6 protein-coding genes, 1 tRNA gene and 1 pseudogene are annotated in these 11,914 nt (G+C 42.4%); 2 read left to right on the top strand and 6 right to left on the bottom strand.

The genetic code is table 11. The features are described from left to right. Positions 1 to 242: 242 nt before the first annotated feature. The 3 genes and pseudogenes from Q0541_RS14835 to Q0541_RS14825 form a co-directional block, all read right to left on the bottom strand. A tRNA-Gly gene (locus Q0541_RS14835) sits at positions 243 to 313 on the bottom strand. 50 nt (positions 314 to 363) lie between these two features. After that, on the bottom strand, positions 364 to 1,509 hold the full coding sequence (locus Q0541_RS14830; protein ID WP_298911475.1) for a hypothetical protein: 1,146 nt from the start codon (positions 1,507 to 1,509) through the stop codon (positions 364 to 366). Between the two features lie 68 nt (positions 1,510 to 1,577). Continuing rightward, positions 1,578 to 5,187: pseudogene (locus Q0541_RS14825) on the bottom strand (response regulator). 1,036 nt (positions 5,188 to 6,223) lie between these two features. On the opposite strand from Q0541_RS14825, the gene Q0541_RS14820 reads away from it, so the two are divergent. After that, on the top strand, positions 6,224 to 6,856 hold the full coding sequence (locus Q0541_RS14820) for a GNAT family N-acetyltransferase (protein WP_298911474.1): 633 nt from the start codon (positions 6,224 to 6,226) through the stop codon (positions 6,854 to 6,856). 628 nt (positions 6,857 to 7,484) lie between these two features. Further along, entirely contained in the window at positions 7,485 to 8,039 is a 555-nt protein-coding gene (locus Q0541_RS14815) for a hypothetical protein (protein ID WP_298911473.1), read from the top strand. 8 nt (positions 8,040 to 8,047) lie between these two features. Here Q0541_RS14815 and Q0541_RS14810 read toward each other — a convergent pair whose 3' ends face one another. The 3 genes from Q0541_RS14810 to gor form a co-directional block, all read right to left on the bottom strand. After that, positions 8,048 to 9,193 (bottom strand): histidinol-phosphate transaminase, encoded by a 1,146-nt coding sequence (locus Q0541_RS14810; RefSeq protein ID WP_298911472.1) that lies wholly within the window; start codon positions 9,191 to 9,193, stop codon positions 8,048 to 8,050. Between the two features lie 176 nt (positions 9,194 to 9,369). Beyond that, positions 9,370 to 10,005 (bottom strand): YqiA/YcfP family alpha/beta fold hydrolase, encoded by a 636-nt coding sequence (locus Q0541_RS14805; RefSeq protein WP_298911471.1) that lies wholly within the window; start codon positions 10,003 to 10,005, stop codon positions 9,370 to 9,372. 108 nt (positions 10,006 to 10,113) lie between these two features. Next, positions 10,114 to 11,490, bottom strand: coding sequence for a glutathione-disulfide reductase (gor, locus tag Q0541_RS14800; RefSeq protein WP_298911470.1), 1,377 nt, complete (start codon positions 11,488 to 11,490; stop codon positions 10,114 to 10,116). Between the last annotated feature and the right edge of the window lie 424 nt (positions 11,491 to 11,914).

Raw genomic sequence — 11,914 nt, 5'->3', positions numbered from 1 at the left:
TTAAGCTATTTAACATCAGACTTCCATTGACTGGCTGGGCAAGATACCTACTCCAAAATACCCTGCCACATAGCGTAGTACTAGTGTTGGCTTACCTTGCTATTTATTATCTACCTATAGGTATTGTGATAACTACATAAGTAGCTAGGCGAAATTAAATATAAAATTTTTGCCCCTTGTCTAATTAAAATCTCAGGTGGATTTCAACTGTGCTGAACTAGTGTACTTTAGAGTTTTTTCTAAGCGGGCGGCGGGAATCGAACCCGCATTAATAGCTTGGAAGGCTATAGTTTTACCACTAAACTACGCCCGCAAAATTCCAACCCTATAAGTATAACACAGTTTTTGCAAAAATTGAAGCATTTAATTGGAATTTGCAGGTTGGATTTTGATCCATACATACAGATTGCTCAAATCTGGTTTTGTGCCATCGTTGTTGTGAGCGGCAAGAAAGTTTTCTGTTTTGAAAACCTCGTTGAGAATTCGCTCATATGTGCTTTTTTCACTTTGTGATGTTGCTGGTTCTATTTCTATGACTAAAGCCTGTTGAAAGTTGCCCTTGTTATCAATTACTAAGCTAGCAAGGATCTGTGCAGGCTTAACTTCGGAATCGCCAGGGAGAAAACTTGAGTCCAATTGTTTTGTGTTGCTTCCCCTGTATAAAGCGATAACGTCGGGTAAAGCATCTTGTCGTAATCTTCCTGATTGTATTAAGTTACTGACTTTATCTCTAAGCAAAGGAGCTACTATGGCTACCGATGCTCCCCCAGTCGGAGTTGCTGGAGTTTCTCTAGTTCGAGTTGGTAGAGTTTCTCTAGTCGGTGTTGCTGGAGTTTCCCTAGTTCGAGTTGATGGAGTTTCTCTAGTCGGAGTTGATGGAGTTTCCTGAGTGGGGGTGCGTGGCGGAGTTTCTCTGTTTTCAGCTTCCGAAACTGGTGGATTTGATGGAATACCTGTTGATAGTGGTGTTCCCTTTCCCAGTTTGATTTCTTGACGGCGGTTCCAAGGTAGACTACCGACTGGAACTGTGGGTTTGGGTGTGGCTGTAGGTGTAGGTTTCGGTGTGGCTGTAAGAACTCTCTGCTGCCTAAAGGGTCGGCTATTAGATTGAGAGGCGTAAGTTCGGCTCTTTTGCTGGAGATTCTCAGCAGAATTTATTGCGCCAAAATCTTGATTTCTGGGCGTAGTTCGTGCTGTTTGTATTGAACGTGCTGGTACAGACTTTTGAGTTGAGGATAGTGGCCTTGGCGAAACTGTTTTTGCTGTTGATTTTGATTTGGTTATTGATTTTGTTTTGGGAGCAATGTCTATCAATTCAATGGGAACAACAGATTGACTTTGCTGGGGAAACCACAAACTAAATGCATTAGATGAGCGCATCAGCCAGAACGCCAGCAAGTGCAGAGAGACTGAACCTATAACGACAGAAATCCACAAACCTGGTGGGTCAGTGTGTCGCCTCCAGACCTTGGCTGGAATTGGAGTTTTGTCTGCAACCGATGGTATCATATTATATAAACTGGATATGATTAGGCACTCTTACTCATTGGTAATGCTTTAAAATACCAGTCTAAATTTTAGCGATTAACCATTACCTCTGGTGTAACAGCGAAAGTCAAAACTGTTTCATCTACTCCTTTAAGTTCTAGCGGGCTACCTTTAGTAATTTCTTCTTCCTGCAAATAATCTGCCACGGCAGCAGAAACCAGGATTGTACTGGGAAGGGCAGCAGCTTGTAACCTTGCAGCAATATTCACACTTGGACCAATGGCAGTATAATCAGCACGTTCAGCACTACCAAACATTCCCACAACAGCTGTACCTTGGTGGATACCGCATCGGAACTGGACGCTAGTAAGTTTATCACCATCGAATACACCTTGGTCTCGCCAGCGCTGGTTCAAGTCAGCCAGTGAACGGTGCATTGCTCTTGCTGTATTGATAGCACGACGCACCTGTTCATTAGGAGTTAGTTCTTCCGGCGCTCCGTATAAAGCTAAGATAGCATCTCCCATAAATTTATCTACAGTACCGCCATTGCCAAACACAACCTTAGTCATGGCTTCTAAATATTCATTTAGCAACTCTGCTACTCGCCGGGATCTGAGGGTATTTGCTAGCTGTGTATAAACCTACAATGTCACTAAACAAAACTGTAATTAAGCGTGGTTCTGGGCGCAAATCTAACGTTAAATCTCCGGTTGCGGCTTTTTGCACCAATACAGCCGGCAAAAAGCGCTTTAGCACCGATTCTGTTAGATAAGTATTTAACTCCACGATTCGTCGTTCATTTTCTTTCAATCCTAAAAGATTCCGAACTTCCGCCAAAAGTTCCCGATCATTGAATGGTTTTGCTAAATAAGCATCCGCGCCATGTTCTGTACCTTCGATGCGGGTTTGCTCATCAACTTTCGCTGTCAGCAGAATGATTGGTGTTCCTTTCAGCTTCTCCTCATTGCGGATCATCTGAATCATCTCAAGTCCGCTCACCAAGGGCATCATTAAGTCAGTCACAATCAAGCTGGGTGTAATTTCCTTAGCTATCCCATACCCTTCATAACCATTACGAGCTGTCTGTACATGATAGCCATTGCGGCGGAAAATTTCAGATACATAGGTTCGCAAATCCGGGTTATCATCTACAACTAAAATTGAGGAGCCAGCCGTGTGCAGGGGTTCCCCCTGTTGAGCGGTCTGGCGTTGCTGAGTCTTAAGTGCTGAGTCTTGAGTATCAATACTGGGCGAGAAATTTCTTGTAATATCTTCAATATTGTCTGTTGTTGGGTCTACCAGTTCTAAATCAGCCAATTCTACGCTAGCGCGGCTCGTGTTCAGTTCGGTAGGCGTTTCTAGTACTTGCAGTGCGGGTAAATGAGCGTTTCCAGTAACAAGCCATAAACTAAAGGTAGTGCCTTCGCCATAAACTGATTCCACAGTGACTTGACCACCATGTAATTCTACCAATTCTTTAACTAAAGCTAAACCCAAACCACTGCCTTCATAGGAGCGGTTTGCTGAACCTTCAGCTTGGCGGAAGCGCTCAAATAGGTGAGGAATTTGTTCTTTAATAATGCCAATACCAGTGTCTTGTACTTGCAGTATGCAACGGTCATTTTCAGATTTTAGTCTGATGCTGATCGTGCCACCTTCAGGAGTAAACTTCATGGCATTTGACAGCAGGTTGTAAACCACCTTGTCAAATTTTTCCATATCTAAGTACACCGTAGAACATTCATCTAACTGAGTGACTAGATGCAGTCCCTTTTTCTCACAGTAGGGACGAAAAGATTCAACAATTTGGCTGACAAATTCGACTATATTGCAAGGGCGGAAACTAGGCTGCATTCTCCCCGCATCTAGGCGTTGTAAATCCAGCAGTTGATTTACCAGTCGTAGCAGGCGACGGGAGTTACGCAGGGCGATCGCACATTGGGAGTAAGATAATCCCTCACCAGCCACCACCGCCGACTCTAAAGGTCCTTGAATCAAGGTGATAGGTGTGCGAAACTCATGGGAGATATTTTGGAAAAATTCGGTTTTTTGCTTGTCTAATTCCAGTAAGCGTTCAGCCTGTTGGCGAGTTTTCTGATATAAATGTGACTGCTGCACAGCGATCGCTGCTTGGGCTGCTACTGCTTTAGCCAAATCGATATCAGATGAGAGCCATCGGCGGACTTTTTTACCTTCATGTAAAGTAATACTACCGATACATTTCCCATCAGCCAATAATGGCACAAACATTAGCGATCGCGCTGGCATTTTTAAAGGCAAATCAAAACCGTTCACTCGTGAGGGAGAATGACCCACATTACCAATTACCACTGGTTCATGTGTCTGTAGCATTTGTTGGAGGATTGGATTCTCCTGTATAGATGCATGAGAGTAGGGTAATCTCTGAGTTAATAGGTTATTATTATTTAAATTTTTGTCTGGGGCTAGCAATGCCAAAGGCGAACTGTGCCTAAGCAAATTTTCCGGCTGTTGAAAACTGTCATACAAGCCCACACACTGGACAAATTCATCTTCCTCTGTCCACAAAGAGAGGACACAGCCATCGACTTGTAAGGCTTGCCCCAATTGCTGGGTAATAGCCGCAAAAATATCTTGGGGGTCTAAGCTAGAGCGAATCGCGCTAGTAATCGTATTAATTAGGGCTTCTCGCTTGGCAAGAGCACGTACTTGTTCGTAAGCATAAGCTTGAGACAAAGCTAAAGCTGCCTGATCCGCTACCATCAACACTAGCTGCACCTCATCATCCCCCCAAAAGCGAGGCAGAGAACACTGGTGCAGTGCCAGCACTGCCATCAGTTCTTGTTGGCAGATCAATGGCACAACTAAACTAGAACAAATGTTAGCAGCAGCAAAAGCTGCCCCACGTTCGCGCAGTTCGGGAGTTTTACCGTGAATGCGCTCATCATCGATCACATCGTGAATTACCTGGACTTCGCGGGTTTCCCACACCGTTTGAGCCAGCAGGGAGGAGGAAGGGATGGGAGGAGAGGGAGATGGGGGGACAAGAGGAAAATTGATTTGCTGATCTCCGTGTCCCCATATCCCCGTATCCCCGTGTTCTTTTTCTTCCAGAGCCTTCTGATAAATGAATCCTTTATCCGCCAACTGCTCATCTTGGAAGGGACGCAACAGACAGACATCCACCTCCAACATATGGCCCACTGTATCTACAATTGCCTGTAAAATTTGGCGATAGTCTAAAGCACTGCGAATCGTATTTGTGACGGTATTTAGCAGCGATTCTTGCCGGAGTGTGCGGGTAAGTTCGCGGGTGCGGGCTTTTAGGACATTGTGGGTATCCAAAGCTTGGCGTACCACTGCTTTGAGTTCCTCGGCTTCCCACGGTTTAGTGACATATTTAAATACTTTACCAGCGTTGATTGCTTCCACCAGGTCTTCGACATCGGTGTAGCCAGTTAAAATAATCCGGATAATATCTGGATATTGAGTTGCTGTTAGGCTCAAAAATTCTGTACCGCTCATCATCGGCATCCGCTGATCGGAGATGATCACTGCGACTTCTCCCTCTTGAGCCAGCAAATCCAGTGCCGCAGGGCCAGAGGCTGCCCTGAGCACCTTATAGTCGCGATAGAAAGTGCGGTAAAGCAAATCAAGGTTGTCTGGTTCATCATCGACAACCAAAATTTTAGGCTTACTGTTTGCTTGGGATTTCATGCACCGCTTTCCTGCTGCAACGGCAGTCGGATAAAGAATAATCTGATCAGGTAAGGATTTTTCTGAGTCAGGTAAGAGCAGAGCATTTCGACCAATAAGGCTCTTTGGCTACATGACTGCTGAGTGTAGGAGCGTTTACTCACAGTAATTTGTCTCAATGGCTTATGCCGATTACCGTTTGCTTTGGTGCAATGTAATTGCTTTCATAGTCAGTTTTAGGGTTACAGAGTCGATGCTTGCTTGCCAAATCTTCCTTTTCCTCGTGTGAGCAATCTCTGATACTACATACAGCACTCATAGCTAGCTGAAAAATCCAGATGAAGCTGCATATTAAGTTTTCCCTTTCCAGGAGTTGTACTAACACTTGCAGGTAAATTTTATTTATGGTAGTCATGGTACAATCAGCAAAATTAAAACAATAAGATTTAAAGCTAAAGTATACTATTAGACAAATGTCTCTTTCCAATTTAGCAATCAGAACTATCATTAAGACAAGTGATAGTGGTTGAAAAGTTGGATATTAGGAATTACGGAACCTTGCAGATTCTAACCCCAATAGCTGTACAGCCTGTTCCTAAGCTGACCCAGTAGCAAAGTCGTGTTAGTGTAGCGGCAATTGTAAAAATGAGTTCAGTACTGCAACCAAGGGTGGTTTTAAACCAGAGTTTGCCGTTGGTGTACTTACCTAACAATTTTGTAAATGCTGCCTACCGACAGGTTATGCTATTTCTCTGCCCATTCACCTCAACCTGTACCACTTTACAGATGTTTTTGTGGTAAGCAGGCTGATATCCTCCCTATTTAAAGCAAGGGATGCACTTGAACCGACTGAACTTAAGATTGTAGATTTATGAAGCTGTAACTTCTAAGACTCTTTCAAAAATACAGGCTATAAAGCCTTAAACTAAAGTGTAAAACTTTGTCGGCTCTACAAGCAAAAGCGAATTAACAATCTTAGGTCAGTTCAATCTCCTGGGCAGATATAAAGTTTTTATTCAGTTTAAATGGTGTTTGAGGATATTTGAGAAAATTTTCGTTGAATAAAATCAATCCTAAACTAGCCTTGAAATATCGGTTTTTTCATCCATACCAGCAACAGCCAATTGATCCAGCTTGCTGCCAATTTCAAATTTGTACAGCTACACCTGCTGATTTGATCGGTGTTGCCCAAATTATTGCTGAAAGCTTTCACTCCCAACAGGGTATGTGGGGATGGGCTTTCCCATTGCTACGTCTGGGTATTTACGAAGACTTAAGGCATCGCATGGCATCACCTTTGCCGCGTCATATTTGTTTAGTCGCCTTTGAAGCTACTACTGGTGCGGCTAATAACTTAGTGGGAAGTGTGGAACTGGGTGTACGTTACAGTGATTCGTGGAGCCAGGTCGGCATGGGTTTTCCTTACTTATCTAATTTAGCGGTTCACCCAAAATTCCGTAGACATGGTGTAGCTTCAGGCTTACTGAGTAGCTGTGAAAAAGTCTCTCGCGAGTGGGGATTTCAAGACTTATATCTCCACGTTTTGGAAAATAACCATCAAGCAAGGCAACTTTATTTCAAGCTGGGATATCGGGTGCATAAAGTCGAATCGAATTGGAATACATTTTTCCTAAGACGTTCAAGCCAGATGTTATTACACAAGCATCTGAGTGATGATTCCACTATCTGAATTTTATTTTGCTATAAATTTTGATGTTGTAATTACTTTGGATAAAATATATCACCAATATCGACGCTTAAAGTACAAAATAACCTAATTCAAAACTCAGCCATATTAGCTAAATAGCTAGATGTGTATAGCTTTGGATAATTTTTCTCAGGATGTTTTATTTAGAATTTTTACGGAGCTTCCCATTTGTCATTTTAATAAAAGTATAACTATGGAAAACTCCACTTAAATGATTAGATGTTAAAATTTGACCTTTTTGATTTGTCATTAAACAAAAAAGAAAATATTTTTGACTATTTTATATAGATAGATAGATAAATAAATTATAATAAAAATAGCGGTAAAATTCCCCTTAGAAAATCAGCAATACCTCATAATAACTTTGTAATTAAGATATTCATCTTTATAAAAACTTTAAGAAAACACTTGTAGAGTTTACAGACAAATATAGTTATATCTCATAAAATATAATCACTCAATTACTAAACAATGCCTATTTATTAGTATTTTAGTTAAGTTGACCGAAAGATTCTTGATAATAAAAGAATTCAAAAACCTGATTTGACATAACAGCTAGTTCCCTTTTGAAGTGCATAGTACTACCAAATTCGTTGAAAGTTTAAAAAACATGGATAGCGAACAGCATCGACGCTATCAAACCTCTATGGTATCAACTTATTACCCTGAAACTAGTTTCCTTGACTCTGTTGTCATGCCAGATGGAACTGAGCAATCGCAAGGCTCGGATATCCTTACACGTTTACACAGTGGAGAAGTTTTCATTGTCAATAGTCGTAGACGAAATGGATTAATCCTCTTTAAACGATACCATGCAGAGTTTGCTGGGCCTGGGGCTGCTGTAGGTGGGGATTACGATTGTGATTGCCAAAGAGCATTGCCCATAGGTAATCTGTCTTTATTAACTCCCGAATCTAATGAAGAGCGCCAGAAGGCTTACTTGATTAGGCGACAGTGGATTCGATTGATCAAACAAATTACAGAAAACCCAGTGCCTGGGCAGCGAGTTCAGAAAATTCTCGATCAATTTGAACAATACTTCCCACCAGAAATAGTGGCTCTTTTGCCAGATGTTGCTTTTGCTCTTTTAGTAGGTGTCCTGCCACAAACAGTGGGAATAGTACGCCGTTTGGGCAGTGAGATGGACAACCGATTTAATTACTAAGTAAATTCCTAAAATTCCAAATTTGCCAAAGCAGCTTGGACTCGATTAACAGTGCGCGCGTTTTCCTCTATCGTTCCTACAGTAATTCGCAATCCTCCGCTAATGTGTCGCACAAGAGTTCCGAGTGTTCTAAGTTTCTGGTGGAAAGTTTTTAAAGCAGCCTCTTGTGAATTAAAGCCATTTGCTTTAAGACGTAGGTAAATAAAGTTAGCAGCGCTTGTGGTAATTTGTAGTTCTGGTTGCTGGGATAAAATTTCGATGAGTTTGGCTCGTTCACTCAGGGTTTGGCGAATTGACTCCAGCAAGAGTATGCGGTTTTGTAAAGCAACTAATGCTGCTGCTATGGAAAAGCTGGGCAGATTGTAAGGTAAGCGAACTTTTTCTAAAATGGCGATCGCTTCCGGATGAGCGACACAATAGCCAACACGGAGAGCAGCCAATCGGAAGGCTTTAGAAAAAGTGCGTAATATTACCCAATTGGGATGCTGTGCTAATTCACCCACTAGCGTAGTTTGGCTGAATTCAAAGTAAGCTTCATCAATTACTACCAAAATATGCTCGCTCAGACTTTTTAACCATGCCAACTCAGCCGTAGTTAAACTATTGGCAGTCGGCGAATTGGGATGTACTACAAAAACTACGCGAATGGGGGGATTTTGAGTTTGTTCGATCGCAGACTGGGCGGCGCTTATATCAATTTCAAAATTTGTTTCATTTCTACCCACCGCCACTACAGGAATGCCCAAAGTTTGTGCCAAAATTCCGTACATAGAGAAAGTGGGATTGGCAACTAGAATTGAACCTTCTCCTCCTAGACAGGTGGCGATTAATAAAGAGCGGATTAGTTCATCTGAACCATTGCCCACAGAAATATTGGCAGCAGTATTGGATAGCGATAGACCGGCTGATTCATTGACGTATTCGGCGATCGCATCCTTAAGTGTTTCATGTCCACCATCAGGATAACGATTTGTTTCAATTACTTGCTGATACGTCCAGGCCAGCTTCTCTTTTAACTCTGGTGGTAAATCATAGGGGCTTTCATTTGTATCCAGTCGATCAAACTGTATGGGGACAGAATCGGCTGTATTGCTGCTTGGGTGGGGTTTATACGCGGTAAATTCGGCTAAATCTGACCGGATGAAGGGAAGCATATCAATTTTGGATTTTAGATTTTAGATTTTGGATTTTAAATCAATACTGTTCACAAAAGACTTATTTTCCCCTAACCATCCTTGATAGTGAGTGAATATAGCCTCCTTGGATCTACGAGTTAAGTTGTACTTACTGAAAAATCTTCGGTTAGGTCTGAGTTTAATATTTTACAACTTCAAGGTAACTGGCAAAAGAGGCGAATTGCCTGCCAAATTTCTTCCATAACATCAGCCAAGGCGTGGTCACTGGCGAGTTCAACTAACTCCACCCAAGGACGCAAACGCGCAAAGTCACGACTACCTTCGATGGGGATGACTTCATCCTTTTTTCCATGCAAAATTAGGGTGGGGATAGGACGTTGTAAAAGCTCCTCTTGGTATTGGGCAGCGTCTGTAACAAAATTGTAATTTAAGGGAAGCTTTCGCCCTTCCCCATAGTGGTAGACCATGATATCTTTTTCTTGCTGCCAACGCTGTACTTCTTCATCGCCTAGCTTGGGCAACCAATGAGATAAAAACCCAAAAGCTGGTGCTAGCAGCACAAGACGTTCTACTTGTAAATCTTGCTGTCCCAAGTGGGCAGAGGTCAAACCACCTAAACTTGAGCCAATCAGCGTTACTGGCGTAGAATCATTGCTGAATTCTACGGCAACTTGAGTGATCTGACGAGTGATTGTCAACTGCGAAAAATCGCCAGCATTCAAATCAGGAATTTTTAACTTTGTGTGAATTTGGGCAAAGCGATCGCCTATATCCTGCGCTTTGGCAGAATTAGGACTCGAAGCAAAACCGTGAAGATATATGTATTGCAAGACAGTAGGTAATTAGAAGTCAGGAGTAAGAAGTTAGGAATTTTAAGTTTTAAGTTATGAGTTTCTTTCTTCAACTCATAACTCATAACTCATAACTCCTAACTCTTATTACCGCATTGTGACAAATTCTTCCGCTGCGGAGGGATGGATACCAACAGTGGCGTCAAAGTCTTTTTTAGTTGCGCCCATCTTCACAGCGATCGCCACACCTTGAATGATTTCAGCGGCATTTTCACCCACCATGTGAGCGCCTAGCACTTTGTCAGTGTTGCTATCAACCACCAACTTCATCATTATCTTCTCTTGTTTACCAGTTAAACTATGGTACATAGGGCGGAAGCGAGTGCGATAAATTGTTACAGCATCACCGAGTTTTTCCCGTGCTTCGGCTTCTGTCCAGCCGACTGTAGCGGCTTCTGGGTTAGAAAATATTGCTGTGGCTACAGTTTCATGACTGAATTCTCGCCGATTGCTGCCAAATTCGCTATCTGCAAAGGCGCGACCTTCGCCAATGGCCACTGGAGTTAAATTAATTCGATCCGTGACATCGCCAACGGCAAATATATTCGCTTGACTAGTTTGACTATATTCATTGACTGCGATCGCACTTGTGGTTGGGTATCCAGGCCCTTCGATAGAACTAGCGACAACATCAACCCCAGCGTTTTTTAAACCTAGTCCATCTACATTAGGAATCCGACCGGTCGCTACTAAAAAGACATCGGCAATTACTGGTTGTTGATCATCCCCTGATAAAGTCAGTTTTAACCCTTCTGGCACACCTTCAACTGTTTTTACCACATTATTCTTAATCAGCCGAATTCCGTGGTTTGTCATCCCCTCTTCGATTTCTATGCGGACATCGTGATCAAACCCGTTCAAAATCTTTTCACCTCTGGTAATTTGTGTCACCTCAGAACCTAAACCTCGCATAATACAGGCAAATTCCGTGCCGATATAACCAGCACCAATAATAACGATGTGTTTTGGTTGTTCTTTGAGATGAAAGATTTCGTTAGAGGTAATCCCATATTCCATCCCTGCTAAATCTGGCTTGACAGGACGCCCACCAACAGCAATTAAAATTTTGTCTGCTGTAACTTTGCGTCCATCTACTTCTACGGTGTGTGGGTCTACCAACGTGGCGCGACTAGGAATTAGTTGCACTCCCGCTTTTTCTAAAAAGCTTATATGTAGCTGCGACAGTCGTCGAACTTCCTTATCTATAGATGTAATGAAATGTTCCCAGTCCAACTCAGCATTACCGACTTTCCAGCCATAGCCTGCGGCGTCACTAAACAGTGCAGGAAAATGAGAGCCATAGACCATGAGTTTTTTGGGAACGCAACCACGAATTACACAAGTCCCACCAACTAAATCATCTTCAGCGATCGCCACTTTTGCCCCGTAGCTAGCCGCCCGTTTGGAAGCCGCCAAACCTCCAGAACCCGCACCAATTACAAACAGGTCGTAATCAAAAGTCATAAATTTATGTTCTCTTTAGCAACAAGTTAGTTCCTGGGAACTTACACACAGAATCTGATTGAACTATATAAGGATATCCGGTGAACCCTGTGTAAGTCCTGTCCTTGATTTAATCTAGCGTTAGCAGATGCTCTCTAGTCGTAGGGAATATCACTTTTTGCTTTGGTTGCTGTAGAGGTAGTAGTTAACAGTTGTTATAGTTCTTTAGACATTATTTAGTATAAATTAATACTACTAATATAGACATTTCTTTTTTTTCTTTCTTCTCTCTGTGTCTTCTACGCTTGGAGCGATAGCCTACGGCAACCCGCTACGCATATAGTTTCAGGTAGTTTCTGGAGGTTTTACTGGCGGATTTACTGGAGGATTTACTGGAGGATTTACTGGAGGATTTACTGGAGGATTTACAGGTTTTTTAATTTGA

Source organism: uncultured Nostoc sp. (genome assembly GCF_937863485.1).
Taxonomy (GTDB): domain Bacteria; phylum Cyanobacteriota; class Cyanobacteriia; order Cyanobacteriales; family Nostocaceae; genus Nostoc.
Note: the sequence above shows the minus strand (reverse complement) of the source record. Positions and strands in the feature narration are given on the sequence as shown.